We start from the raw sequence: 25,217 nt of genomic DNA, 5'->3' as shown, positions 1-25,217 counted from the left end.
AACTCTTATAACCCGCTCGTCTCGTGAGCGACTCTACAAGGAGGTCACGTGAAACTTATCCCTCTCCTCGGCCTGGCCGTCGCGCTCTCGGCTTGTGCAGCACAGCCGCCCGCCAACGTGCAACAAGTCGGCATGAGCAAGCAGGCGCCCAATGTCGTCGCGCAGTGCATCGCGCAAAAGTGGGCCGAAAAGTCACAGCAGCAGGTCGTGTCGCAGAACACGCTCGCCAACAATCAGGGCGTCGACGTCTATGTGCCCGGCGAGCAGCCGCCGAATGGCGCCGCCGCGGTGGTGCAGCCAGCGCGCTCGGGCTCCGGTACGTGGGTCGGTTTCCGCGCCTCGGGCGCTGCCGGCAGTCAGGCAACCGGCGATATTCAGGCTTGCCTGTAAGCATCCTGCTGCCGTCTCGTAGCGGCGTAGCAAAGCAAAAAAGCCCCGCTTTCTTTCGGAAGCGGGGCTTTTCGATGATGTCAGCGCCGATCAGTTCGACGATGGTGCCGGCGCCTGGCTCAGCTTGACCTTCGAGCGAGCCTTCAGCGAGTTGAGGTACGCCTCCATGTCGGCCTGCGCGTAGACCTGCGCGACTTGCTGCTGTGCGCCGGCGAGACGATCGGCGGCGACCGGCGCGGCCTTCTCGATGCCGTTCACACGATAAATCGCGTAGCCTTCCGCACCGAGATCGACGCCGACATACGACGGCAGCTTCGATCCATCCGCCTTGAAGATCGCGCTCAACGCGACGGGCGGCAAGCCTTGCGTATCATTGCGCGAGACGGTGATAGGCGACGTGAAGCCGTCGGTCGACTTCGACTTCTGCAGATCCGCGAGCTTCGCCTCGCCTTCCTTCTTCGCCATCGCCGCAGCCATTTCCGCGACGACCTTCTTGCGCACGTCGTCCTTCACGACGTCGAACGCGGGAACGGTCGAGGCCTTGTAGTCGGTGACGCGCGCGGCGATCAGCGTGTTGTTGCCGACGTCGATTGCCTGCGTGTTGTTGCGGTCCTTCACGGCATCCGGCGCGAACACGGCCGCGAGGAACTTCGGATTGTTGAGCGGATTGTCTTGCGGCAATTGCGGATTCGGCTTCGGACCGACCGTTGCGCTCTGCACAGTCAGCTTGTACTTGTCCGCGGCCGGCTGCAGCGACTTGGCCTTCTCGTAGACGAGATCGGTGAAGCCTTGCGCGTCGTCGGCGAAACCCTTCGTGCCCTGTTGAGCCGCGTAATCCTTCGCGATCGAGTCCTTCACTTCGTCGAACGGCTTCGTGACGGAAGGCTTCACGTCGGTCGCCTGAATGATGTGATAGCCAAAATCCGACTCGACGATATTGCTGACTTCGCCCCTCTTCAGGCCGAATGCGGCGTCGTCGAAAGCCTTGCCGCCCGCGATCTGACCGCGCGCGAAGTAGCCGAGATCGCCGCCCTTGCCTGCAGAGCCGGGATCGTCGGAGTTCTTCTGCGCGATTTGCGCGAACTGATCCGGATGCGCCTTGGCTTGCGCGAGCAGGTCTTCGGCCTTCTGCTTGGCCTTCGCCTTGTCGGCCGCGCTCGCGTCCTTCGGTGCGTTCACGAGAATGTGGCTCGCGCGCACTTGCGCTTCGGTGCGATAGCGCTGGATGTTGTCGTCGTAGTACTTCTTGAGATCGGCGTCGCTCGGCTTCGATGCGGCCGCGATCGTCGACGGCGACAGCAGCAGATACTGGATCGTGGCGGTTTCGGGCGTCGCGAAATCGTTGCGATGCGCTTCGTAGTAGGCGGTGAGTTGCGCGTCGGTCGGCTGGACCTTCGCGGTGTAGTCGGCCGCGCGCAGCGACAGACCCTGCACCGAGCGCTTCTGTTCCGCGAGTTCGGTCAGGCTTTGCGCGAGCGACTTCGACGTGAACGCCGTGCCTTGAATGCTGCCCGGAATCTGTCCGGTCGCGATCGTGTAGCGCATGCGCTCGTCGTACTGCGCGGGCGTCATGCCCTGCATCGCGAGCAGTTGCTTGTAGCGATCGAGGTCGATGCTGCCGTCGGGCTTCTTGAGCGACGAGATCACCGGATCGTTCAGCAGCGCCCGGCGCACGGCGTCGTCGGAGGCGGTCAAATGCAGACGCTGCGTTTCGTCGGCCATCGCGCGTTGCTGCACGAGACTATCGACCATCGCGGCGCGCGCTTCGGGCGTGTCGAACATCTTGGCGTCGAATTGGGAACCGAGCATCGAGCGGGCGCGGTCCACCTGCTGGCGGAAAGCGCTGTCGAATTCGGCGCGCGTGATCTTGTGGCCATTCACGCTGGCGACGTAGGAACTTTCGTCGAAATAGTTGCTGAAGCCCTGAATCCCGACCATGCCCAGACCGGGCACGATGATCAGGATCAGCAGAGCCATCATCAGGCGCTGGTGATTACGGAAGAAGTCGAGCATGCGTAGCGCTGCGTGGTTATAACAAAACGCTCGATATTACAACAGTGGACGAGGAAAAGGCGAAAGGCGGGCGGGATTTGCACCGCCCGATGTGAAATTCTCGCGTCCCCTTTTCGTAACGGGCGATGTTTCAGTTGAAAGTTTGCGTCCAGCAAGCATTCAATGATGCGAAGCAATGATTAGCATTCTTAACGAGCACGCGCCAAAACAAAAATCCCGCAAGCCGTGAAGCTTACGGGATTTTTTGTCGAATCTGGCGGAGCGGACGGGACTCGAACCCGCGACCCCCGGCGTGACAGGCCGGTATTCTAACCGACTGAACTACCGCTCCGGGTAGCGCGCAATGAACTGTGACCTGGTGGGTGCTGAGAGGCTCGAACTCCCGACCTACGCCTTGTAAGGGCGCCGCTCTACCAACTGAGCTAAGCACCCGGTCCGCAATTCACTCGGTTTGCGCTGCTGCTGGATTCAGACTTCGTTTTACGAAGGTCCGTATCCAGCGAGTCCGCTAGTTTAGCGCATCCTTCAGCGCTTTGCCAGGGCGAAATTTCGGCACTTTCGCGGCCTTGATCTTGATCTCATCGCCCGTGCGCGGATTGCGCCCCGTGCGCGCGGTGCGCTTGCCGACGGCAAACGTGCCGAAGCCGACGAGCGTCACGGTGCCGCCCTTCTTCAGCGTCGCGCTCACGCCGCCGATGACCGCATCGAGCGCGCGGCCGGCGGCGGCCTTGGAGATATCGGCTTGCTGCGCGATATGGTCGATCAATTCCGTCTTGTTCATTGTGATCCCCGAATCAGTATTGGCACGTTTTAATCGATGTGGTCCGGCATCGAAGCGGATGGCATCTCGATAAGATTGGATGCGGCGCCCATTTAACTTAGCCGAAAGACACGTGTCAACCGGGGTTGAGCCTTATTCGGCGCGGCCTTCGGGCGTTTTAGAAGTTCTCTTCGAAAAGCCGCGCGCAAAAAGAAAACCCGCGGGTGGTTGCCCGCGGGTTTTTAGCCTCGCTCACGCAACGCGGCGTTAAAACCGTGCCGCGACAAGCGTTCAGTGCTTCACGACTTCGCCCGTTGCTGGCGTGTCCTTCTGCTGTTCGGCTGCGACGGGCGTTGCCTTCGCTTCGTCTTCGGGCAACGACTCCGGCGCACGTTCGAGCGCCAGTTCCAGCACCCGATCGATCCAGCGAACCGGCACGATCTCGATGGCGTTCTTCACGTTGTCGGGGATGTCGGCCAGATCCTTCGTGTTTTCTTCAGGAATCAGCACGAGCTTGATGCCGCCGCGATGCGCTGCCAGCAGCTTCTCCTTCAATCCGCCGATCGGCAGCACTTCGCCGCGCAGCGTGATTTCGCCCGTCATCGCGACATCCGCGCGAACCGGAATGCCGGTCAGCACCGACACCAGCGCCGTGGTCATAGCGATACCGGCGGACGGACCGTCCTTCGGCGTCGCGCCTTCCGGCACGTGGATGTGGATGTCCTTCTTCTCGAACGACTCGTCCGTGATGCCAAGCCGGCGCGAACGTGAACGCACGACCGAGCGCGCCGCTTCGACGGATTCCTTCATCACGTCGCCGAGCGAACCCGTGCGGATCACGCCGCCCTTGCCGGGCATCACCGCTGCTTCGATCGTCAGCAGATCGCCGCCCACTTCCGTCCACGCGAGACCCGTCACCTGACCGATCTGGTTTTCCTTCGCGGCCAGACCGAAGTCGTACTTGCGCACGCCGAGGAAGGTGTCGAGGTTGGAGCCGTCGACCTTCACGGCGCCTTCCGCCTTCTTGAGCAGCAGCATCTTCACGACCTTGCGGCAGATCTTCGACACTTCACGCTCGAGCGAACGCACGCCCGCTTCACGCGTGTAGTAGCGAATGATGTCGCGGATCGCTTGTTCCGTGACGTCGATCTCGCCGTCCTTCAGGCCGTTGTTGCGCTTCTGCTTCGGCAACAGGTAACGCGTCGCGATGCTGACCTTCTCGTCTTCCGTGTAACCCGACAGGCGGATGACTTCCATCCGGTCGAGCAGCGGCGGCGGAATGTTCAGCGAGTTCGACGTCGCCACGAACATCACGTCGGACAGGTCGAAGTCCACTTCGATGTAGTGGTCCGCGAACGTATGGTTCTGTTCCGGATCGAGCACTTCGAGCAGCGCGGATGCCGGATCGCCGCGGAAATCCATGCCCATCTTGTCGACTTCGTCGAGCAGGAAAAGCGGATTGCGCACGCCGACCTTCGTGAGGCTCTGCAAAATCTTGCCGGGCATCGAACCGATATACGTGCGACGGTGGCCGCGAATTTCGGATTCGTCATGCACGCCGCCGAGCGCCATACGCACGAACTTGCGGTTCGTCGCGCGAGCGATGGACTGCCCGAGCGAGGTCTTGCCGACGCCCGGAGGCCCGACCAGGCACAGAATCGGTGCCTTCACCTTCTCGACGCGTTGTTGCACCGCGAGGTACTCGAGAATGCGTTCCTTGACCTTTTCGAGACCGAAATGGTCTTCGTCGAGCACGCGCTCGGCATTCGAAAGGTCGTTGTTGACCTTGCTCTTCTTGCGCCATGGCAAGCCGATCAGCGTGTCGATGTAGTTGCGCACGACAGTCGCTTCCGCGGACATCGGCGACATCAGCTTGAGCTTTTTCAGCTCGGCGTCGGCCTTCTTCTTGGCTTCCTTCGGCATGCGCGCGGCGGCGATGCGCTTCTCGAGTTCTTCGAGATCCGCGCCCTCTTCACCTTCGCCCAGTTCCTTCTGGATCGCCTTGACCTGCTCGTTCAGGTAGTACTCGCGCTGGCTCTTTTCCATCTGACGCTTTACGCGGCCACGGATGCGCTTCTCGACCTGAAGAATGTCGATTTCGGCTTCGAGCTGGGCGAGCAGATGCTCCAGACGCTCGATCACAGGGAACATCTCGAGGATGTGCTGCTTTTGATCCAGCTTGAGCGGCAGATGCGCGGCGATAGTGTCGGCAAGACGACCCGCCTCGTCGATGCCCGACAGCGACGTCAGGATCTCCGGCGGAATCTTCTTGTTGAGCTTCACGTACTGATCGAACTGCGACACGATCGCGCGGCGCAGCGCTTCGGTTTCGGCGCTATCGGCGTGATCCGGCTCGAGCGGCATCACATCGCAGGAAAATTGCGTTTCCTGCTCTTCGATCGACAGCGTTTTCGCGCGCTGCAGGCCTTCGACGAGCACTTTCACCGTGCCGTCGGGCAGTTTCAGCATTTGCAGGATGTTGGCGACACACCCTACTTCATACATGTCCTTTTCGGTCGGCTCGTCCTTCGCCGCCGTTTTCTGGGCGACGAGCATGATGTGCTTGCCGCCTTCCATCGCGGCTTCGAGTGCCTTGATCGACTTGGGCCGCCCGACGAAGAGCGGAATCACCATATGCGGGAAAACGACTACGTCGCGCAGCGGGAGCAGCGGCAGCGTAATGCGTTCCTGCGGGAGGAGTTGGGTTCCTGACATTTCATTTCCCCATTAGTGGAATCAGTTCAGTCGTAAATAAGGCCGGTCAGAGCTATTGCAAGCCTTTATCGGAAGGGAAAAGTCGTTAGTCAAAGATCGCGTCAGTAACGTCCACAAGATAAACCGACAAAAATAAAAGGCCGTTCACGTCGCCATGAACGGCCTTTCGCCGACACACAGCCTGCTTCAGTTCGATCCTGCTACTTTCGGTGCGTCTTCGTAGATGAGCAGCGGCTTGCCGTCTCCGTCGATCGTGTTGTCGTCGACGATCACCTTCGAAACGCCCTTCATGGTCGGCAGTTCGTACATTACGTCGAGCAACGCCTGTTCCAGAATCGAACGCAGCCCGCGCGCGCCGGTCTTGCGGCGAATGGCCTTCTGCGCGATGGCCTGAAGCGCCGCCGGACGGATTTCCAGTTCGACGCGCTCCATTGCGAAGAGCTTGTGATACTGCTTCACGAGCGCGTTCTTCGGCTCGATCAGGATCTTCACCAGCGCGGCTTCATCGAGCTTGCCGAGCGTCGCCACGACGGGCAGACGGCCGATCAGCTCCGGAATCAGGCCGAACTTGATCAGGTCTTCCGGCTCGACTTCGCGCAGCACTTCGCCCGCGTCGCGATCCTGCTTGCTCTTCACGCTCGCGCCGAAACCGATGCCGGTCTTCTCTGTGCGATCCGTGATGACCTTTTCCAGTCCGTCGAACGCGCCGCCGCAGACGAACAGGATGTTGGTCGTATCGACCTGGATGAAATCCTGATTCGGATGCTTGCGTCCGCCTTGCGGCGGCACCGACGCCATCGTGCCTTCGATCAGCTTCAGCAACGCCTGCTGCACGCCCTCGCCCGACACGTCGCGCGTAATCGACGGGTTGTCCGACTTGCGGCTGATCTTGTCGATCTCGTCGATGTACACGATTCCGCGCTGCGCCTTGTCGACTTCGTAATTGCAATTCTGCAGCAGCTTCTGAATGATGTTCTCGACGTCCTCGCCGACATAGCCGGCTTCGGTCAGCGTCGTTGCATCGGCGATCACGAACGGCACATTCAGCATGCGCGCCAATGTCTGCGCGAGCAGCGTCTTGCCCGAGCCGGTCGGCCCGATCAAGAGAATGTTGCTCTTCGACAGCTCGATGTCGTCCTTCTTGTCGAGATGCTTGAGCCGCTTGTAATGGTTGTACACGGCCACCGCGAGAATTTTCTTCGCGCGTTCCTGGCCGATCACGTACTGATTGAGGATATCGCTGATTTCCTGCGGGCTCGGCAGGTCGGACTTGGTCAGCCCGGCCTCCTCCGCCGCACCGGCTGCCTCGTCGCGAATGATCTCGTTGCACAGGTCGATGCATTCATCGCAGATGAACACCGACGGCCCAGCGATGAGCTTCTTCACCTCATGCTGGCTCTTGCCGCAGAACGAGCAATACAGCAGCTTTTCGCTACTGGAACCTTTTTTGTCCGCCATAAATGTGTAAGCCTCCGGACACTCTTGTTACATGATACGCGCTTCGATTCCGCGACGCAGATTCGCACCCGCGAGGACCGCCGGAGCGCGTTTTGGCGTGGCGCCCAATGCGCGACTTCGCACGCTTCGCCGGCTTCGTCTCCGAGCGCCGGCGCGGCGCCGCTCCGGACGCCTCAGGGACGCTTGTGAAGCACCTGGTCGACGAGGCCGTAAGCCTGCGCGTCGTCGCCCGACATGAAGTTGTCGCGATCCGTGTCGCGCGCGATGCGCTCGACCGGCTGACCCGTGTGATGCGACAGCAACTGATTCAAACGTTCCTTCAGATACAGGATTTCCCGTGCCTGGATCTCGATGTCCGACGCCTGGCCGCGTGCGCCGCCGAGCGGCTGGTGGATCATCACGCGCGCGTTCGGCAGCGCGACGCGCTTGCCCTTCGCGCCGGCCGCCAGCAGGAATGCGCCCATGCTTGCGGCGAGGCCCATGCACAGCGTCGAAACGTCCGGCTTCACGAACTGCATGGTGTCGTAAATCGCCATGCCGGCCGAGACCGAGCCGCCAGGACTGTTGATGTACAGGCTGATGTCCTTGTCCGGGTTCTCGCTTTCGAGGAACAACAACTGTGCGACGACGAGATTCGCCGACTGGTCGTTCACTTCACCGACGAGAAACACCACGCGCTCCTTGAGGAGACGCGAGTAAATGTCATAGGCACGCTCGCCGCGGCCGCTCGTTTCCACGACCATCGGAACGAGGCCGAGCGCCTGGGCTTCGAAATCCCGCGGTGCGTGGGACGCCAACGTGTCGAGCAATTCAGCGCGAAAGGTCATGCAATTTCCTTGTTCGGAATAAGGGTACTGAACGACAAAGGAACATCCACTAGAACGGCATGCAAACGCCCAACTTTAATGCAAAAAAGGCGTGCGAGCCGTCAGTCCGACGACTCCGCACGCCCCTTGCCTAACGCGTCAGGCTTGCGCCGTTGCGCTGGCCAGTTCCTCGAAGCTGACTTCCTTGTCGGTCACCTTGGCCTTGCCCAGGACGAAATCGACGACGTTGCTTTCGACGACGTACGCTTCCATCTCGGCGAGGCGCTGCTGGTTCGAATAATACCAGCGGACGACTTCCTTCGGGTCTTCGTAGCTCTTGGCGAATTCGTCCACTTCAGCGCGGATCTGCTCGGGCTTCGCCTGCAGTTCGTTGGCCTTCACGAGTTCGGCCAGCACGAGGCCCAGCTTCACGCGACGCTCGGCCTGCTCGGCGAACATTTCGGCCGGGATCGGCGCGTCGGCTGCATTCGGCACGCCGCGTTGTTGCAGGTCCTGGCGAGCCATTTCGACGAGGCGCTGCTGATCCTGTTCGATCAGCGCCTTCGGCACGTCGAGTTCGGAGATCTTCAGGAGCGCGTCCATGACCTGATTCTTCACGATCTGCTGCGTGCGGCGCTTCGCTTCACGCTCCAGATTGTCCTTGATCTCGGCGCGCATCTTCGTGAGGTCGCCGTCTTCGATGCCGAGCGACTTCGCGAAATCGGCGTTGATTTCCGGCAGATGCGGCCATTCGATCTTCTTCACGGTGATCGTGAATTGCGCCGTCTTGCCCGCCACGTCCTTGCCGTGGTAGTCATCCGGGAACTTGAGGTCGAACGTGCGCTCTTCGCCGACCTTCAGGCCCGTCGCGGCTTGCTCGAACTCGGGCAGCATGCGGCCTTCGCCCAGCACGAATGCGAAGTCCTGTGCGCTACCGCCTTCGAACGCGACATCGTCGATCTTGCCGACGAAATCGAGCGTTACGCGGTCGCCTTCCTTGGCTGCCGTGTCCGCGCCGCCGTCGCCGTGCTCGCCGGCTTCGCCGCGGGCGTGGAAATGCACGCGCTGCTTGCGCAGGATGTCCAGCGTGCGATCGACTTCGGCTTCGGAGATGGTCGTGACCGTGCGTTCGATTTCAGCGGTCGCCACGTCGCCGAGGCGCACTTCGGGATAGACCTCGAAGGTCGCGTCGAAGGCGTAGGCGTCCGTTGCGGCTTCCGACTTCGGCGCGAAGCTCGGCTGGCCCGCGACACGCAGGTTCTCGGCGCGCGTGACATCGAAGAATTCCTTGCCGACCTTGTCGCTCAGCACTTCGGCTTCGACCTGGCCGCCATACTGTTGCGTCACCATCTTGAGCGGCACCTTGCCCGGGCGGAAACCCGGCATGCGCACATTCTTGGCCAACTGGCGGATGCGCGAATCCACTTCCTTCTGCACCGTGTCCTTCGGCAGGGAAATCGTCACGCGGCGTTCGAGCTTGCCGAGGTTCTCAACTACGTTAGCCATGGCTGAAATCGTCCTAGAGTAAATCGTAAATTCGGTGTTCGGTTCTTCCGCGGTTCTAAAGGCGCGGGTCCGGATGCGGCCTCTGCCTGAGCCGGCCGAAATCGACGCCTGGCGCCGGAAGACGCCCAGAATAAGCGTCTCGCGGGAGTGCCGGAACGTCGCCCGACACGGTGTCAGTCAACAGAGCCAAGCATTTTAGCAAACTATTCCGCGCGGTCCGCCCGACGATCCTGCAAACACTGCGTTTCGGTCCGATTTGACTCGAAAAGTGCCAGTTTTCGACGCTCATTTCGGCGTAAATCCGCGTTTTGCCGACCGGCTCTCCCGCGCAGAATTCCCGCTATCGGCACGCCGCTATTTTGCGTCGCGCGCCGCGCTGATAAGCTTGCCGGCGCATGATTCGAGCGGCGAAGCGCTCCGGCGCGCAATCCATTGCCGCAAGGCATGAAGCGCATGCGACATACGCATAGATGGAGCCTCGCCGCGGCTTTTCAATCCTTGCTTCCACATCAGAACATTCGAGACACCATGCCTAACGCCACGTCCGCTGCTCCCGTAGTTGTCATCGCTCCCGATTCGTTCAAGGGCTCGCTCTCCGCGGAAGGCGTCGCGAACGCCATCGCGGAAGGCATCAGGCGCGCGCGGCCGGACGCCGATATCCGTATCCGTCCGATGGCCGACGGCGGCGAAGGCACGCTCGACGCGATGCTCTCGGCAGGCGGCGAGCGGCGCATGCTCAACGTGCGGGGCGCGGCCGCCGCACGCCGCGACGCCGCCACGGGCCTGCTCGACGACGGCAGCGCAATTATCGAGACGGCGGAAGTCGTGGGCATCACGGATGCGGACGGCATGGCCGTGCCCGTCACCGAGCGCAGCACGCTCGGCATGGGCGAGGCGATCCGCGCGCTGCTGGATTCCGGCGCGCGCAGATTCTATGTGGCGCTCGGCGGCAGCAGCACCAACGACGGCGGCGCGGGCCTGCTCGTCGGCCTCGGGCTGAAACTCTTCGACGCAGACGGCAAGGAGCTCCATCCGGTGCCATCGGCGCTCGGGCGAGTCGCGCGCATCGACGCTTCCGGGCTCGATCCGCGCGTGAAGGACGCGGAGTTCGTCGGCATGTCCGATGTCGACAATCCGCTCACCGGCGATCACGGCGCGACGGCGGTCTTCGGGCCGCAGAAAGGCGTGACGCCGGAGCAAGTGCCCACCATCGACGCCGCCCTCGCCCATTTCGCCGATCTGCTCGAACCCGCGATGGGCGTCGCGAAACGCAGCGAACCCGGCGCGGGCGCGGCGGGCGGGCTCGGGTTCGCGCTGCACATGCTCGGCGCGCGTTTCGAGACCGGCGCGGAGGTGGTGGCGCGCGAAATCGGGCTCGACGCCGCGCTCGAAGGCGCGAACTGGCTCATCACGGGCGAAGGCCGTTCAGACGTGCAGACGCTGCATGGCAAGGCGCCGTTCATCGCCTGCAAGCACGCGCGCGATCACGGCGTGCCGGCGTCGTTGCTGTCGGGCGCCGTCGATTCGGCCGCGCTGCCGCGGCTCTCCGAATTTTTCAGCGGCTGCTTCTCGCCGGCGCCCGGCCCGATCACGCTCGAAACGGCGATCCGCGATGCGGCGCGGCTGCTCGCCAACGAAGCCGAGCAGCTCACGCGCCTCAGATTCGGTTCCAAATAAGTCCGAACGAGGCGCGCGGGTTCGTCAGGCAGCCGCGCGCTTGGCCCCGAACGCAAGCCGGTCGAAGCACCAGACGGCGAGCATGGTCGCGCCCATCAAAGGGAAAATCACGCCGAGCAACGTCAGGCTGCCGCGCCAGGCGCGCATCGGCGGGCGCTTCGTGGGCCGCGCCGGCGCGCCGAGTTCGCGCGCGGGCCGGCGTTTCATCCACATGATGAAGCCCGTCACGGACAACGCCGCGAGCCCGAGCGATATCGCCGAGCAGACGATCTGGTTCAGAAGCCCGAAGTAGCGCCCCATATGCAGCGACGTGCCGTACGAGATCACTTTCGCCACGCCGCCGTAGCTTGCGTAATCGATGTCGGACAGCACGCGGCCGCTGTATTGATCGATGTGCAGCGTGCGTTCGGCGCGCGGATCGGCGGGGAAATACGAGACCGTGTAGACGCCCGTCGGCTTGGACGGAAGCGCGATGCCGTAGTCATCCGCGACACCGTTTTTCGCGGCGAGCGCGACCACGTCGTCGATCGACACGCGCGCAGCCGAAGCCGACGCATTCGCGCCTTCCGGCACCGTTGTCGCGCCGACGGCCCACGGCGTCTGATGCAGCGGCAGATCGTCCATCTTCATCTGCATGCCGTGCATCGCGTGTTTGTTGTTCGAGGTCGCTGGGGCCGTCGAATGCACATGCGCCTCGCCCCACGCGCCCTTCGGATATCCGAGCGATGCGGTCGTCGCAAGCGCCTTGAATTGCTTGCCCCACGATCCCGACCACGGCAATCCCGAGAGAACGAAAAAGAGCGCGCCGACCGCGAGCCACACGCCGCCGACCGCATGCAGATCGCGCCACCACGCGCGCCCTTGCAGCGATAGCCGGGGCAGCCACACGCCGCCCTGTCTCGCGTTCGACCGGCTGGGCCACCACAGAGCGATACCCGTGCCGATCATCACGAGCGTCCAGCATCCGGCGAGTTCCATCAGCAGCTCGCCGGTCTTGCCGAGCATCAGGCCGCGATGCAGGTTGCGCACCTGTTTCATCAATCGATGTTCGACGGAAAGCGTGCCGAGCACGGTGCCGTCGTACGGGTTCACGTAGACGCTTTCGCTCTCGCCCGATGGCAGGCGAAAGACGAATTCGGCGCTGCGCGTGCGATCGGTTTCGATTTGCGCGAGCGTCGGTACGGTGCCGCGCGGTTCGCTCGCGGCAGCCTTGGCGAGCAGGATATCGCGGGACAGTTGCGGGGCGTGCGTGTCCGCGACGATCATCCGGTCGCGATACAGCAGCGGCTCGATCTGCGGCTGAAAACAGTAGATCGTGCCGGTGATCGCGAGCACGATGAGGAGCGGCATCACGAAGAGTGCCGCATAGAAATGCCAGCGCCACAGCGTGCGGCGATGCGCGATGACTTCCGCGCTCGGCGTCGCTGGCGCCGCGTTCAGGTCGGGTGCAAGCATGGCGAATCTCGTTGAGTATTTTTGCGATGAGCGCGCATCTGAAGTACCGTCAGTGCCGTGACGATATTCCCGACGAGCGGTCGTACGTTCATCGCGCTCATGTGCGCGACGAACATCGATGCGGTCAGACGAAGGAAGGCTTCAGGAGAGGACGGGCGGCGCGCGCGGGCTCGCGGCGTTGAAGGATTTCGAGGTGACGTCTTCGACGTTCGCGAAGGCAGGCACGCGCGTGACGCGTTCGATCAGCGCGACGTCATGCACGACGCCCGTGACGATCGGCAGATTCTGCGCGAGCAGTCCGCAGTAGGAGCAGGCGTCGACATGACTCCCGGCGTCGTGCTGGCCGGCGTGCGAGTCCGTTGCAGTCGCATCGACCGTGCAAAGCACCGCTTGCGGATTGGCGGCCTGGCGCGCGGCCAGCGTCTGACTGATGACCGGCGCGACGATGGCAAGCCACATGGCGGCGATGCCGAGCCATGCGACGAAGCGATTGCGCGCGTTGCGGTTCATGAGCGGGAATGTCGATGCCGAAGCGGAAGTGTGACGAGATTGTAGGCAGCCGATCTGCGAGCCGCAATCTTCGGGCGCGTATGGCCGGAATCGACGGCCATGCCGACGATTCTCGCGCCTCGCTTAAGCTCAGGACCGTCGACGCATTTTCGCAGACATCGCCAGATGAATGCGTTAGAATCTCGGGCTTGGCACAGTGGACCGGTGCCGGACACGGCGGCATCGCCGGGCGCGGGTCATCATCCCCAAGAGCCCAGAGCGCCTGCCGTGCTGCGAGGATGGCGAAATTGGTAGACGCACCAGGTTTAGGTCCTGACGCCCGCAAGGGTGTGCGGGTTCGAGTCCCGCTCCTCGCACCACACGAAAACCCCTTTCATCGGCAAAGGGGTTTTTTGTTTTTGCGGCCGGCTGATGCTGCCGCCGCTGCGCAGCGAAGCCGCGCCTCGCCGGATAAAATGAACGCCGCGCGGCCAACCGCACGACCAGAACCGACCCCGCCTCCCCTCGAACTCCCACAAGCTCCGTTCGTGAATTTCGACGATTACTGCCAGCAAAAAGCCGCGCCTGAAGGTTCGGGCACGTACTACGCGCTGCGCCGCGCGCCGGCTGCGAGCCAGCCGCTTCTGACCGCGCTCTATGCGCTTTATCGCGAGCTCGAAGAGACCGTGAAGGAGACGAGCGATCCGACCATCGGCCGCACCAAGCACGCATGGTGGCAAAGCGAACTCGGGCGGCTCGATGGCGGCGAGCCCACGCATCCGGTCACGAAAGCGTTGCAGGCGCACGCGGGCGATGCCGCGCATCCGGTTCTCGACGATGCCGGACGCGCATCGCTTGCCGCGATCGTCGACGGCTTCGGCATGGATCTCGATCAGGCGCGCTACCTCGACTGGCCCGGCTTGCGGCGTTACCTCGATCAGACGGGCGGCGCATTCGCGACGGCCGTTGCACGCGCGAGCGCGCGCAATCCGCAGCAGGCCGCGTCGTGGGCCGCGCCGCTCGGATCCGCGTTGCTGCTCGCCGAGCGCGTTCAGGACATCGGCGGCGATGCGCGCAATGGCCGCATCTATATTCCCATCGACGAGTTGCAGCGATTCAACGTGACGGCCGCGGACATCATCAATCGCAAGTACGGCGATACGTTCACGGACCTCATGCGCTTTCAGACCAGCCGCGCCCGCCAGGCGCTAGACGACGCGCTGGCCGCGATTCCCGCTTCGGAGCGCGCGACGCAACGCGTGCTGCGCGCGCAGGCAGCGCTGTCCTTCGCGCTTTTCGACGAGATCGAACGGGAGAACTTTCGGGTGCTGCATCAACGCATCGCACTCACGCCGATCCGCAAGCTGTGGATCACATGGAAGACGCGTTAGACGCGAAGGATCGGCAATGGCGCGAAGCGCGCGCCGAGAATCGATGACGAATCGATCTGCCCGCATGCGTCGAGCACCGTGGCATAGAGCGTTCTGAAGTCGACGCCGACGGACAAGCCGCCGTCCGCATCGAGTCGATCGAGTCGCGGTGGCATGCCGAAGAGTCCGCCGCGCACGCCTCCGCCCATCATGAAATGCGCCGCGGCCGCGCCGTGGTCGGTGCCGCCCGCGGCGTTCTCGCGCGCGGCCCGTCCGAACTCCGAGCGCGTCATCACGAGCGTGCGGCTCCATGCGCCGGACGCGATCAGCGACGCCCGCAGCGACGCGAGCCGCTCTGCCAGCGTGGCCAGCAGCGCCGCATGCCGGTGCGACTGACGCTCGTGCGTGTCGAAGCCGTGCAAGGTGATGTGCGTCACCTTCAGGTTCACGCGATCGAGCCAGCCGCCGGCGCGATATTCATCGGCATGCGATGCCGTGTCCCAGATCTGTCGCGAGCGGAAATGCGAGCGATTGGGCGCGTCATAGCCGACGCCCTGCACGATCGCCATTTCGTTGGCGCGCCACGCGCTCATCAACGGCAACAGCGACGGATGCAAGGCGGTGCGTTCATCGAGCATCAATGCGCGGTCTTTCGATATCGCGAGTTTCGGCCGCAACACGCGATAACGCGCATCGGCGATCGGGATGACTGTGTTGAGCGCATCGTTGCCGCCGTCGAGGTCGACGATCACGAGGGAGCGAATCGAAGCAGAGGAAGTGTCGGAATGTGCGATGGCGCACGCATCGCCGATGCTGCCGAGACCTCCCGCGAACGCACCGGCAATCGAGAGAAATTCACGTCGGTCCATCGCGGGCACGCGCCGCTTACCGCTTGTAGAGATCGCGCACCGCTTCTTCGATATGCTGCCGCAAGAGACGGCGCTCGTCGGCGGTCATCACGGTGTGGCGCGGCGGGCGCGCGGGCGGCGCTTGATCCACTTGCTGAATGGGTTGCATGGCCGCGGTCTTCGGATCGTGGCTCGACGACCCCGAACCTTTGCCCACGCGCTGCTGCGCGCGAATCATTCTGCCATCGAAACGATTCGGGGAACTCGCGATGCCGCGATCGAAGCCTGCCGGTTGTGCATAGGCGTGAGGCGTGCTCAGTACTGCGTAGAGCGCACTGGCAAGAAGTGTCTTTCTGAGAATGCGCTCGTTGCGCACGGGTCCGCGCTGCCGCGCTCCCTTCATGTTGTTCCCTTCGTTGCTCGACAACCGGACAGCCTCAGTCTTTTCGCGCACGTCTCGAAGCGGCTTGGTCGTGCCGCGCGACGCACTGGTCTAATGGAGTATCTACCGAATGGCGGGCTTAGGTAAAGCAGTGTACGCAGCAAACCCCTAGGCCGTGCCACAGGCCCCGTAAATTTTGTAACGAACTGTTACACTCGCTTTTGTTACAAACTCGGCGTTTGAACAAACGCGCTAAGATGCCGCCATGGAAACCAAGAACCCTTCAAAAATTCTCGTCGTCGACGACGATCCGCGCCTGCGCGATCTGTTGCGCCGATACCTCGGTGAACAGGGCTTCAACGTGTACGTTGCGGAAAACGCCCCGTCGATGAACAAGTTGTGGGTGCGCGAGCGTTTCGATCTGCTCGTCCTCGATCTGATGCTTCCCGGCGAAGACGGTCTTTCCATCTGCCGGCGTCTGCGCGGCAGCAACGATCGCACGCCGATCATCATGCTCACCGCGAAGGGTGAAGATGTCGATCGCATCGTCGGCCTCGAAATGGGCGCGGACGACTATCTGCCGAAGCCTTTCAATCCGCGCGAACTCGTCGCGCGCATTCATGCGGTGCTGCGGCGTCAGACGCCGTCCGAATTGCCGGGCGCGCCGTCAGAAACCACCGAAGTGTTCGAGTTCGGCGAATTTGCACTGAATCTCGCGACGCGCACGCTCACGAAGAACGGCCAGGAAATCCCGCTGACCACCGGCGAATTTTCGGTACTCAAAGTGTTCGCGCGCCATCCGCGCCAGCCGCTTTCGCGCGAAAAGCTGATGGAGCTCGCACGCGGCCGTGAGTACGAAGTGTTCGACCGCAGCCTCGACGTGCAGATATCGCGTCTGCGCAAGCTGATCGAGCCCGATCCCAGCAGTCCGCGTTTCATCCAGACCGTGTGGGGCCTCGGCTACGTGTTCATTCCCGACGGCGCAGCCTGATCGATCCTAAGCGAGTTTCGTCACGCTCTCTCCCCTTCACCGAGCCGAACCCGACAGACTCATGCGAATCGACAGGCGGCTACTGGCGCTCGCGTTCGGCGGCCTGTTCTGGCGAACCTTCGCGCTGATCGCGCTGCTCATCGCAGTCAGTCTCACGGCGTGGTTCCAGAGCTTTCGCGTCATCGAGCGCGAGCCGCGTGCGCAGCGCGTGGCGCTTCAGCTCGTCGCCGTGGTCAAGCTCACGCGCACCGCCCTGCTCTATTCCGACCCCGATCTGCGCCGCGCGCTGCTTCAGGATCTGGAGAGCAACGAAGGCGTGCGCGTGTATCCGCGCGAGACCACCGACAAATACAAACTCCAGCCCGATGAATCGCTCAACCGGCTGATCGAGCGCGACGTGCGCGGGCGGCTCGGCAACGAGACGATCATCGCGCAGTCGGTGAACGACATTCCGGGCGTATGGATCAGCTTCAAGATCGACGACGACGATTACTGGGTCGCCCTCGATCGCGATCAGCTCGACACCGTGACCGGCCTGCAATGGGCCGGTTGGGGCGTGTTCGCGCTCGCGCTGTCGCTGTTCGGCGCGGCGTTCATCACAAGTCTCGTGAATCGGCCATTCGCGCGTCTCGCGCTCGCCGCGCGCAAGGTCGGTTCGGGGCAATCGCCCGAACCCTTGCCCGAACGCGGCATGGGCGTTGCTGCCGAAACCAATCGAAGCTTCAACCAGATGGTGCAGGATCTCGAGCAGCTCGAGGCCGACCGTGCGCTGATGCTCGCGGGCATCTCGCACGATCTGCGCACGCCGCTTGCGCGCCTGCGGCTGGAGACGGAGATGAGCCCGTCGGACGAAGCGACCAAGCTCGCGATGATCGACGACATCGAGCAGATGGACATGATCATCGGGCGCTTTCTCGACTATGCGCGGCCGATGCAGCGCATGCCCGAGGCCGTCGACCTGTCGATGATCGCGAGCGAACTCGCCGCCCGCTTCCAGGCCGACGACGGCGTCGTCATGCGGACGGATCTCGCCCAGGGCGCGGTCATCGAAGGCGATCCGACGGATGCGCGGCGCGTGGTCGGCAACCTGCTTGAAAACGCGCGCAAGTACGGCCGCAGCGAACACGACGACATCGCCCGCATCACGCTGCAGACGCGCGTCGCGCACGGCAGGGTCGAGCTCTCCGTGATGGACGAGGGCCGCGGCATCCCCGACGATCAGGTCGCGCTCATTACGCGTCCGTTCTATCGCGTCGATACGGCGCGCACGCAGGCGAACGGCACCGGTCTCGGCATGGCGATCGTGCAGCGCCTCGTCACGCGACAGCGCGGCACGCTGCGTCTGCGCAACCGCACGCCTCTGCCCGGCTTCGAAGTCACCATCGACTTCCCGCCGATGAAAGGCGGCGTGCGCTTCGAAGGCTAGAGCGCGCCCGTTTCGGAAGCTGGAAACGGGCGAAGCACTCTTTTAATTCTGGTTAAGATGAAGCGGTTCAACGCTCGGCGCGGCCTGGCATGAACGTGTCACGCGAGCGTTACGGCGATACGGTAGTTTGGCTGGAGTTTGTCCTTTCAACGATTTCACAGGAGTTTTCCGCATGAAGACCGTTGGCGATAAAGTCGAAGCATTCACTGTCACCGCTGCGAAGCCGGGTTTCAACCATCACGAAGAGAACGGCCAGTCGGCGTTCGAGGAAATCACCGAGCAGTCTTTCCCCGGCAAGTGGAAGATCATCTATTTCTATCCGAAAGATTTCACGTTTGTCTGCCCGACGGAGATCGTCGAATTCGCGAAGCTGGCGGCCGATTTCGAGGACCGCGACGCGGTTCTGCTCGGCGGCAGCGTAGACAACGAGTTCGTCAAGCTGGCATGGCGCCGCGAGCACAAAGACCTGAACAAGCTGAACCATTACTCGTTCGGCGACGTGAAAGGCGAACTGATCGATCAACTCGGCGTGCGCGACAAGGAAGCAGGCGTGGCGTTGCGCGCGACGTTCATCGTCGATCCGGACAACGTCATTCAGCACGTCTCGGTCAATAACCTGAACGTCGGCCGCAGCCCGGAAGAAATCTTGCGCATTCTCGACGGCTTGCAAACGGACGAACTCTGCCCGTGCAACCGTGCCGTCGGCGGCGCGACGCTGTAAGCGTTTCCGGATGCCGCGAAGCCCGCCATCGAGCCGAGTGTATTCGGCCGATCGGCGGGCTTTTTAATGCCATCGAACAGGAGCAAACAATGGAATTTCTGTCTGCGATCAAGGAACTGGTGCCCGATTACGCGAAGGACATTCGCCTTAACGTCGACGGCACGATCGCGCGTTCATCGCTCGAAGGAAGCGATGCGGCTGGCGTCGCGCTCGCCGCCGCGTTTGCCGCGAAAGCGACGAAGCTCGTCGCCATCATTCGCAACTCGGGCGCGCTGTCGCCCGAAGAGACGAACGCCGTGCTCACCGCGGCCGCGCTGATGGGCATGAACAACGTCTGGTATCCGTACCTGGAAATGGCCGACAACGCCGATCTCAAGACGCAGCCCGCGAACTTGCGCATGAACGCGTATGCGTCGCACGGCGGCGTCGACAAGCGGCGCTTCGAGATGTACGCGCTCGCGGCGTCGATCGTCGGCAAGTGCCATTTCTGCGTGAAATCGCACTACGAGAATCTCGTGGCCGAAGGCATGTCGACGACGCAACTGCGCGACGTCGGCCGCATCGCCGCGGTGATCAACGCCGTCGCGCTGACGATCGAAGCCGAAGGGAAATAGCGCTTCCCGCCGCGCTTTAGCCGTCGATTGACGTCCGGCGCAAAAGCACCGCGGCCTGCGCTTCGATGCCTTCCTTGCGCCCGAGATAGCCGAGCTTCTCGTTCGTCTTGGCCTTGACGTTCACGCGATCCATTGAAAGATCGAGATCGGCGGCGATGTTTTCGCGCATGGCATCGATATGGGAGCTGAGTTTCGGCGCCTGCGCGATGATCGTGCTGTCGACGTTCGCGATCGCGAAACCCGCCTCCGACACGCGCCGGAACGCCTCGCGCAGCAGCACGCGGCTGTCCGCGCCGGCGAATTCGGTCGCCGTGTCCGGGAAATGCCTGCCGATGTCGCCGAGCGACGCCGCGCCGAACAGCGCATCGGTGATCGCGTGCAGCAGCACGTCGGCGTCCGAGTGGCCGAGCAGACCGCGCTCGTAGGGAATCGTCACGCCGCCGATGATGAGCGGGCGGCCTTCGACGAGCTGGTGGACGTCGTACCCTTGTCCGATTCTGAAATCCATCGATCCAAACCTTTGTTGAGTGTGAGTCAGGCGCCGGCCGAAAGCATCGCGCCCGCGAGCGCGAAATCCTCCGGATACGTCACCTTGAAGTTGCGCAGACTGCCCTGAACCAGTTTCGGCGAATGACCGAGCCATTCGATCGCGCTCGCTTCGTCCGTCAGGTCGTGGCCGTCGTGACGCGCACGCTCGATCGCTTCGCGCAGCATGCCGAGCCGGAACATTTGCGGCGTCTGCGCCTGCCAGAGCCCGTCGCGCGATTCGGTGCGCGCGACGCGCACGTCGTCCGTGGGGACATCGGGCATGTTCGGTGCGACGCGTTTCAGCGTGTCCGCGACCGGCAGCGCGAGAATGCCGCCGACCGCATCGTCGCGCAGTTCCGCGACAAGCTTGCGAATCAGCTCCGGCGTGATGCCGGGGCGCGCGGCGTCGTGCACGAGGACCCAGTCGTCTTCGCGCGCGCCGAATTTCGCGAGCGCGACGAGCCCGTTGTACACCGACGCTTGCCGCGAGGCGCCGCCGCAGCGCTCGACCGCGAAGCGCAATCCGGCGAAGCGGCGCGCGTCGAAGTGGTTGTCGTCCGGTGCGAGCACGACGAGCGTCTGCGAGAATTCGGAGCACGCGTCGAACGCCGCGAGCGTGTACGCGAGCATTGGGCGGCCCGCGATCGTCTGGTATTGCTTCGGCATCGGCGCGCCGGAGCGGCTGCCGGTGCCGGCGCAGGGAATCAGTGAGAACAGGCGCGAAGTCACGGGCGAATAGTCGAGCAGATGAGGTGAACAAGTAAAGTTGAAGCCCGGATTTTATAATAGGTCTTTCGCGACCACGTCCCGCGCACGCCGGTTCGACTCTCCGAACCCGCGTTTGCCGGACGGCTCCATGCACACCTTATGCCTTCCAAAGCCGTCAACGCGCAGTCCAGTTCTCCCATCGCGCTCGTGAAACCGGGTCAGCGCTTCGTCTTCGATGGCGCTTCCGGCTCGTCCGATGCGCTCGCCATCGCGCGCTACTACGCCGCGTATCGCGAGAGCGTGCCGCTCCTGACGGTCGTCACCGCGAGCGCAGTCGATGCGCAGCGTCTCGCCGCCGAAATCCCCTACTTCGCGCCCGATGCGCGCGTGCGCCTTCTGCCCGACTGGGAGACGCTGCCGTACGACACGTTTTCGCCGCACCAGGATCTCGTCTCGGAACGTCTCGCGACGCTGCACGATCTCGGCGAAGGCCGCTGCGACATCCTCATCGTCCCGGCGACGACCGCGCTCTATCGCATGCCGCCCGCGTCGTTTCTCGCGGCTTACACGTTCTCGTTCACGCAGGGCGAGCGGCTCGACGAAGCGAAGCTCAAGGCGCAATTGACGCTCGCGGGTTACGAGCACGTGAGCCAGGTCGTGCGGCCGGGCGAGTATTGCGTGCGCGGCTCGCTCATCGATCTCTATCCGATGGGCTCGGCGCTGCCGTATCGCATCGATCTGTTCGACGACCAGGTGGACTCCATCCGCGCGTTCGATCCGGACACGCAGCGCAGCCTTTATCCGGTGCGCGACGTGCGCCTGCTGCCGGGCCGCGAGTTCCCGTTCGACGAAGCCGCGCGCACCGCCTTTCGCAGCCGCTGGCGAGAGGTCTTCGAGGGCGATCCGAGCCGCTCGCAGATTTACAAGGACATGGGCAATGGCGTGCCCTCGGCGGGCATCGAATACTATCTGCCGCTCTTCTTCGATGAAACCGCGACGCTCTTTCATTACTTGCCGCAAGGCTCGCAGCTCGCGTTTGTCGGCGATATGGACGCCGCGATCAAGCGCTTCACGCACGACACGAAGCAGCGCTACGACTTCCTTTCGCACGATCGCGAGCGGCCCTTGCTCGAACCGCGCCGGCTCTTTCTGACAGACGACGACTTCTTCACGTTCGCGAAGCCCTTCGCGCAGTTGAAGTTTCCCGCGACGCCCGAAGGCGGCTGGGCCGTGCCGCTGCCGGGCCTCGCGATCGACCGTCACGCCGACGAGCCTTTGCTCGCGCTGCGTCACTATCTGGAGCAGACGGACAATCGCGTGATGCTCGTCGCGGAATCGGCGGGACGTCGCGAGACGATCCAGCAATTGCTCGCCGACAACGGCCTGCGCGGCGAATTGCGCGACACGTTCCACGAATGGCTGACCGCCGACGGCAAGTTCACGCTCGGCATCGCGCCGCTCGCCAACGGTTTCGCGCTGCCGTTGGAGAAGCTGTCGATCGTCACCGAGACGGAGCTTTACGGACCGCTCGCGCGCCGCGCCGGACGGCGTCGTCAGGAGCAGGCGAGCAACGTCGATTCGATGGTGCGCGATCTCGCCGAGCTGAAGGTCGGCGATCCCGTCGTGCATGCGCAGCATGGCATCGGCCGATACATGGGCCTCGTGTCGATGGACCTCGGCGAAGGTGAAACCGAATTCCTGCATCTCGAGTATCAGAACGAGGCGAAGCTGTATGTGCCGGTCGCGCAATTGCATGTGATCTCGCGCTACAGCGGCGCGGACCCGGAAAGCGCGCCGCTGCATACGCTCGGCTCCGGCCAGTGGGAAAAAGCCAAACGCAAGGCCGCGCAGCAGATTCGCGATACGGCCGCCGAGCTGCTCAACCTTTACGCGCGCCGCGCGGCGCGCGAAGGTTATGCGTTCAAGCTCGAGCCGCGCGACTACACCAAGTTCGCGGAGAGCTTCGGCTTCGAGGAAACGCCCGATCAGGCGGCGGCGATCGCAGCCGTCATCGGCGACATGACGAGCGGCAAACCGATGGACCGTCTCGTGTGCGGCGACGTCGGCTTCGGCAAAACGGAAGTCGCGCTGCGCGCCGCGTTCATCGCGGTGATGGCGGGCAAGCAGGTCGCGATTCTTTCGCCGACGACGCTGCTTGCGGAACAGCACACGCAGACCTTCACCGACCGTTTCGCCGACTGGCCGGTGCGCATCGCGGAACTGTCGCGCTTCAAGACCGGCAAGGAAGTTTCGACGGCCGTGCAGCAGATCAACGAAGGCTCGGTCGATATCGTCATTGGCACACACAAACTCTTGTCGAGCGATGTGAAGTTCAAGCGGCTCGGGCTCGTGATCATCGATGAGGAGCATCGCTTCGGCGTGCGGCAGAAGGAGGCGCTCAAGGCATTGCGCGCCGAGGTCGACGTGCTCACGCTCACCGCGACGCCGATTCCGCGCACGCTCGGCATGGCGCTCGAAGGCCTGCGTGATTTTTCCGTGATCGCGACCGCGCCGCAGAAGCGGCTCGCGATCAAGACTTTCGTGCGGCGCGAGGAAGACGGCGTGATCCGCGAGGCGATGCTGCGCGAACTGAAGCGCGGCGGCCAGGTTTACTTCCTGCACAACGAAGTCGAGACGATCGAGAATCGGCGCGCGATGCTCGAAGCGCTGGTGCCCGAGGCGCGCATCGCGGTTGCGCACGGACAGATGCACGAGCGCGAGCTCGAACGCGTGATGCGCGATTTCGTCGGCCAGCGCGCGAACGTGCTGTTGTGCACGACGATCATCGAGACCGGCATCGACGTGCCGAGCGCGAACACGATCCTCATGCATCGTGCGGACAAGTTCGGTCTTGCGCAGTTGCATCAGTTGCGCGGACGTGTCGGGCGTTCGCATCACCAGGCGTATGCGTATTTGCTGGTGCACGATCCGCAATCGCTGACGAAGCAGGCGCAGCGGCGGCTCGAAGCCATTCAGCAGATGGAGGAACTCGGCTCGGGTTTTTATCTCGCGATGCACGACCTGGAGATTCGCGGTACGGGCGAGGTGCTCGGCGACAAGCAATCGGGCGAGATTCACGAGATCGGCTTCCAGCTTTACACCGACATGCTGAACGACGCCGTGCGCGCGCTGCGCGAAGGCCGCGAGCCGGATCTGAACGCCCCGCTTGCGGCAACGACCGAGATCAATCTGCACGCGCCCGCGATTCTGCCCGCCGATTACTGCGCCGATGTGCAGGAGCGTTTGTCGTTGTACAAGCGGCTCGCGAACTGCGAATCGAGCGATGCGATCGATGGCATTCTCGAAGAGCTCGTCGATCGATTTGGGAAGCTGCCGCCGCAGGCGCATGCGCTCGTGGAGACGCATCGGCTGCGTCTTGCTGCGAAACCGCTCGGCATCTCGAAGATTGACGCGGGCGAGCAGTCGATCTCGCTGCAGTTCGTTCCGAATCCGCCCGTCGATGGCATGAAAATCATCGAGATGGTGCAGAAGCATAAGCACATCAAGCTCGCGGGTCAGGACAAGTTGCGCATCGAGTCGCGGAGTCCCGATCTCTCGGTGCGGATCTCTACTGTCAAGGAGACGTTGCGGGCGTTGGGGGGGCCGGTTCGGAAACCGGCCGCTGTTGTTCGGTGATTTTTTTGTTTTCGCCGGATTCCGATTTGCTTTCGGTCTGTCAGCGTTGCCTCCTGTGCGGGGTGGGGCTCACTTTGCTTACTGTAGTCGCCGGATCCCGGTCTCGCGTCGGTCTATTAGCACTGCCCCTGTGCGGGGCGGCACTCACTTTCTTTGCTGCTGCAAAGAAAGTAAGCAAAGAAAGCAGCTCTTCAGGCCCGCGGTCACACGCAATTTGGGTAGTCCTCTCGTCACAGGCGGCACTCGCCTAAAGAGTGCCCTCAAACACCTAATCGGGCTTGGCTCGCGCACGGTCTGCCGCCCGAAGGTGTTCAGAACGTTGGTTCAGCACGAAAGAGCTTCGGCACAGCGCTACGCGCTGCCGCCGGGTCTGCAAGGGAAACCATAGGTTTGCATGTGCGGTGCGAGAGAGAATTTAGTAGCAAAGCACACGCAGACCCGCTTGACCGGTCGGCCGCGAAGCGGGCTGGAGCTATTTGGTGCTGAACCAGTTTGGTGTGTGGTGCGATGTGACAGACCGTGCGCGAGCCAAGCCCGATGGGGCCTATGAGGGCACTCTTTAGGCAGCCCACGATGGACGAGAGGACTACCCAAATTGCGTGTGACCGCGGGCGTATCGGAAGCTGCTTTCTTTGGTTACTTGTATCTTGAATCTGGCGTCCGGAAGCTGATCTCTCCCGTTCGCTCGAAGCGGTAGCCCGTTTGTGTTACATGGGCTCACAGC

Annotated in this window: 20 protein-coding genes and 3 tRNA genes; 9 read left to right on the top strand and 14 right to left on the bottom strand. The window is 63.0% G+C overall.

Annotated elements, in window-relative coordinates; all coding sequences use genetic code 11:
- Window positions 1-48: 48 nt before the first annotated feature.
- The gene (locus NCS02_RS07245; protein WP_250519445.1) at window positions 49-390 is read left to right on the top strand and encodes a hypothetical protein; all 342 of its coding nucleotides are present in this window, start codon (window positions 49-51) and stop codon (window positions 388-390) included.
- A gap of 90 nt (window positions 391-480) precedes the next feature.
- Here NCS02_RS07245 and NCS02_RS07240 read toward each other — a convergent pair whose 3' ends face one another.
- From NCS02_RS07240 to tig, 8 genes are all read right to left on the bottom strand, one after another.
- Window positions 481-2,403: a SurA N-terminal domain-containing protein gene (locus tag NCS02_RS07240; RefSeq protein ID WP_250519444.1), complete on the bottom strand. Its 1,923-nt coding sequence runs from the start codon at window positions 2,401-2,403 to the stop codon at window positions 481-483.
- A 254-nt stretch (window positions 2,404-2,657) separates the two neighbouring features.
- Window positions 2,658-2,734: transfer RNA gene (locus tag NCS02_RS07235), tRNA-Asp, on the bottom strand.
- Between the two features lie 25 nt (window positions 2,735-2,759).
- Window positions 2,760-2,835, bottom strand: a tRNA-Val gene (locus NCS02_RS07230).
- A 76-nt stretch (window positions 2,836-2,911) separates the two neighbouring features.
- Window positions 2,912-3,244 (bottom strand): HU family DNA-binding protein, encoded by a 333-nt coding sequence (locus NCS02_RS07225; RefSeq protein WP_279613068.1) that lies wholly within the window; start codon window positions 3,242-3,244, stop codon window positions 2,912-2,914.
- A gap of 210 nt (window positions 3,245-3,454) precedes the next feature.
- A complete protein-coding gene (lon, locus tag NCS02_RS07220) occupies window positions 3,455-5,878 on the bottom strand; it encodes an endopeptidase La (RefSeq protein WP_008349749.1) in 2,424 nt (807 codons plus the stop codon).
- 186 nt (window positions 5,879-6,064) lie between these two features.
- On the bottom strand, window positions 6,065-7,336 hold the full coding sequence (gene clpX / locus NCS02_RS07215) for an ATP-dependent Clp protease ATP-binding subunit ClpX (protein WP_008349753.1): 1,272 nt from the start codon (window positions 7,334-7,336) through the stop codon (window positions 6,065-6,067).
- 173 nt (window positions 7,337-7,509) lie between these two features.
- Window positions 7,510-8,163: an ATP-dependent Clp endopeptidase proteolytic subunit ClpP gene (gene clpP / locus NCS02_RS07210; protein ID WP_008349755.1), complete on the bottom strand. Its 654-nt coding sequence runs from the start codon at window positions 8,161-8,163 to the stop codon at window positions 7,510-7,512.
- A 138-nt stretch (window positions 8,164-8,301) separates the two neighbouring features.
- Window positions 8,302-9,648: a trigger factor gene (tig, locus tag NCS02_RS07205; protein WP_008349757.1), complete on the bottom strand. Its 1,347-nt coding sequence runs from the start codon at window positions 9,646-9,648 to the stop codon at window positions 8,302-8,304.
- Window positions 9,649-10,176: 528 nt separating this feature from the next.
- Between tig and NCS02_RS07200 the strand changes: the two genes are divergently transcribed.
- Entirely contained in the window at window positions 10,177-11,325 is a 1,149-nt protein-coding gene (locus NCS02_RS07200; RefSeq protein WP_008349758.1) for a glycerate kinase family protein, read from the top strand.
- Between the two features lie 24 nt (window positions 11,326-11,349).
- Here NCS02_RS07200 and NCS02_RS07195 read toward each other — a convergent pair whose 3' ends face one another.
- Window positions 11,350-12,780, bottom strand: a complete 1,431-nt coding sequence (locus NCS02_RS07195; RefSeq protein WP_244808070.1) for a PepSY-associated TM helix domain-containing protein — start codon at window positions 12,778-12,780, stop codon at window positions 11,350-11,352.
- Window positions 12,781-12,921: 141 nt separating this feature from the next.
- Window positions 12,922-13,290, bottom strand: coding sequence for a DUF2946 domain-containing protein (locus NCS02_RS07190; RefSeq protein WP_008349763.1), 369 nt, complete (start codon window positions 13,288-13,290; stop codon window positions 12,922-12,924).
- Between the two features lie 272 nt (window positions 13,291-13,562).
- Here NCS02_RS07190 and NCS02_RS07185 point away from each other — a divergent pair.
- Window positions 13,563-13,649 (top strand) — tRNA-Leu (locus NCS02_RS07185).
- Between the two features lie 168 nt (window positions 13,650-13,817).
- The gene (locus tag NCS02_RS07180) at window positions 13,818-14,660 is read left to right on the top strand and encodes a squalene/phytoene synthase family protein (protein WP_175982919.1); all 843 of its coding nucleotides are present in this window, start codon (window positions 13,818-13,820) and stop codon (window positions 14,658-14,660) included.
- Here NCS02_RS07180 and NCS02_RS07175 read toward each other — a convergent pair.
- Together NCS02_RS07175 and NCS02_RS07170 are read right to left on the bottom strand one after the other, a co-directional pair.
- Window positions 14,657-15,508, bottom strand: coding sequence for a DUF1501 domain-containing protein (locus tag NCS02_RS07175; RefSeq protein ID WP_244808069.1), 852 nt, complete (start codon window positions 15,506-15,508; stop codon window positions 14,657-14,659). The genes NCS02_RS07180 and NCS02_RS07175 overlap by 4 nt on opposite strands.
- Before the next feature lie 16 nt (window positions 15,509-15,524).
- Window positions 15,525-15,890 carry a hypothetical protein gene (locus NCS02_RS07170; RefSeq protein ID WP_008349768.1) on the bottom strand — a complete coding sequence of 122 codons (366 nt, stop codon included), beginning with the start codon at window positions 15,888-15,890 and terminating at the stop codon, window positions 15,525-15,527.
- 244 nt (window positions 15,891-16,134) lie between these two features.
- Here NCS02_RS07170 and ompR point away from each other — a divergent pair, with 244 nt between their 5' ends.
- From ompR to NCS02_RS07150, 4 genes are all read left to right on the top strand, one after another.
- Window positions 16,135-16,860, top strand: coding sequence for an osmolarity response regulator transcription factor OmpR (gene ompR / locus NCS02_RS07165; RefSeq protein ID WP_008349770.1), 726 nt, complete (start codon window positions 16,135-16,137; stop codon window positions 16,858-16,860).
- A 61-nt stretch (window positions 16,861-16,921) separates the two neighbouring features.
- Entirely contained in the window at window positions 16,922-18,286 is a 1,365-nt protein-coding gene (locus NCS02_RS07160) for an ATP-binding protein (RefSeq protein WP_008349773.1), read from the top strand.
- A 172-nt stretch (window positions 18,287-18,458) separates the two neighbouring features.
- A complete protein-coding gene (locus tag NCS02_RS07155) occupies window positions 18,459-19,007 on the top strand; it encodes a peroxiredoxin (protein WP_008349775.1) in 549 nt (182 codons plus the stop codon).
- A gap of 89 nt (window positions 19,008-19,096) precedes the next feature.
- Window positions 19,097-19,621, top strand: a complete 525-nt coding sequence (locus NCS02_RS07150) for a carboxymuconolactone decarboxylase family protein (protein ID WP_008349777.1) — start codon at window positions 19,097-19,099, stop codon at window positions 19,619-19,621.
- 16 nt (window positions 19,622-19,637) lie between these two features.
- Here NCS02_RS07150 and ispF read toward each other — a convergent pair whose 3' ends face one another.
- Together ispF and ispD are read right to left on the bottom strand one after the other, a co-directional pair.
- On the bottom strand, window positions 19,638-20,129 hold the full coding sequence (ispF, locus tag NCS02_RS07145) for a 2-C-methyl-D-erythritol 2,4-cyclodiphosphate synthase (protein WP_008349780.1): 492 nt from the start codon (window positions 20,127-20,129) through the stop codon (window positions 19,638-19,640).
- 26 nt (window positions 20,130-20,155) lie between these two features.
- The gene (gene ispD / locus NCS02_RS07140) at window positions 20,156-20,878 is read right to left on the bottom strand and encodes a 2-C-methyl-D-erythritol 4-phosphate cytidylyltransferase (RefSeq protein WP_008349782.1); all 723 of its coding nucleotides are present in this window, start codon (window positions 20,876-20,878) and stop codon (window positions 20,156-20,158) included.
- Between the two features lie 138 nt (window positions 20,879-21,016).
- Between ispD and mfd the strand changes: the two genes are divergently transcribed.
- Window positions 21,017-24,493: a transcription-repair coupling factor gene (mfd, locus tag NCS02_RS07135; RefSeq protein WP_008349786.1), complete on the top strand. Its 3,477-nt coding sequence runs from the start codon at window positions 21,017-21,019 to the stop codon at window positions 24,491-24,493.
- Window positions 24,494-25,217 lie beyond the last annotated feature (724 nt).

Source organism: Caballeronia sp. NCF2, from assembly GCF_023631205.1.
Classification (GTDB): domain Bacteria; phylum Pseudomonadota; class Gammaproteobacteria; order Burkholderiales; family Burkholderiaceae; genus Caballeronia; species Caballeronia zhejiangensis.
The sequence above is the reverse complement of the archived record's forward strand: the minus strand, read 5'-3'. Positions and strand labels throughout refer to the sequence as shown.